The sequence below is a fragment of the Myxococcus sp. RHSTA-1-4 genome (genome assembly GCF_020037125.1).
Classification (GTDB): Bacteria; Myxococcota; Myxococcia; order Myxococcales; family Myxococcaceae; genus Myxococcus.
Genome location: NZ_JAIQDG010000120.1, coordinates 1 through 1,307, shown reverse-complemented (window position 1 = coordinate 1,307; position 1,307 = coordinate 1). Strand labels below are relative to the sequence as shown.

The 1,307-nt window shown below is 63.5% G+C and carries 1 protein-coding gene; it reads right to left on the bottom strand.

What is annotated here, in order from left to right:
• Positions 1–16 precede the first annotated feature (16 nt).
• Positions 17–1,210: an ISAs1 family transposase gene (locus K8638_RS44185; RefSeq protein ID WP_223760811.1), complete on the bottom strand. Its 1,194-nt coding sequence runs from the start codon at positions 1,208–1,210 to the stop codon at positions 17–19.
• Positions 1,211–1,307: the final 97 nt, after the last annotated feature.

Below are 1,307 nucleotides of genomic sequence, written 5' to 3'. Positions count from 1 at the left end.
CAGGGGAATCGCATCTTCACCTGCGGGAGGCGGCGGGCTTCCGCTTGGGGGGCCGAGGGGTATAGGCCCCCTTCACGCCGAGCAGGTGGGCCAGGAAACGCACATCCCAGCCGGCCTTCTTGCGACGAGTCTGGATTCCCACCTTCGTCGTCGTGTCTGCCTTCAGCAGGTTGAGAGCCAGATGGCGCAGCATTGCCATGTTCTCCGGCGCGTTGTCCTTGCGAACGCGGCTGTCGTCCTCGCCGAAAGCCACATCCAGCACCCAGTGCAGGTTGTTCTCCACGGTCCAATGCCGTCGCACAGCCGAGGCAAACTTCTGCGCATCATCCCCGGTCAGGCTGCTGATGAAGTAGCGCACCTCTCTGGACGTCTTGCCGTCCACCGTGCGCTCCGCCTCCACCATGCCAACGCTGGTGAGGCCCGCCCAGCTCTCTCTCTTGTGCCGGTACCAGTCCAGCTGGGAGGTAATCCAATACCGCCGCCTCTCGAAGCGGCCATGCTCCTTGTCCACTGTCTCGGTGTATGCGTGCGGTACCGTCTCGAAGCGCTCCTCTCGCGCTTCCTGGAAGAAGTCGTGCAGGGCCTCGTGCAGGGCCTCCTGATTGCTCTTCACGCAGATGACGTAGTCGGCGCCCTTCTCCACAATCCGCGCGACGACCTCCCGCTGACACCCCATGGCATCGAGGGTGACAATGCAGCCCTCCAGGTGCAGCAACTCGAGCAGCTTCGGAATGGCCGTGATTTCGTTCGACTTCTCGTCCGTCTTCACCTGCCCCAGCACCAGGCCATTCCTCGAAGCCCAGGCGCTCACCATATGAATGGCCGCCTTGGAAGACGCCCGGTCGAAGCTTCTCCGCAGCGTCTTGCCGTCAATGGCCACCACTTCCCCGTCCGTCACCTCCGCGACCGCCTTCACCCACGCGATGAAGCAGCGGCTGAAGGCCTCCGGGTCCAACGCCGCGAAGAGTCGGCCGAAGGTGTCGTGCGAGGGAATGCCGTGGGGCAGCTCAAGGAAGCCTTCAAACCACTCCCGCTTCGCCTCTCCGAACTCCTCCAGTTCCACCCAACTGTCCACCCCGCAGATGAAGCCGCACACGGCAATCACGAGCATGTCGCTCAGCGAATGCTTCTTCGTCCGCTCGACGCGCGGGTCCTTCAGGCTGGAGAAGTACTTCACGAGGCTCGCCGTTGGGGTCGGGGGCTTGTCCATCCGCCCCGTCGAGCACATTCCCCCCACTCCTGTCCAACCCACCCGGTAACTCCGCGTAACTCCTACCCCAAACTGCCAGGAAGATGCGATCGCCCTG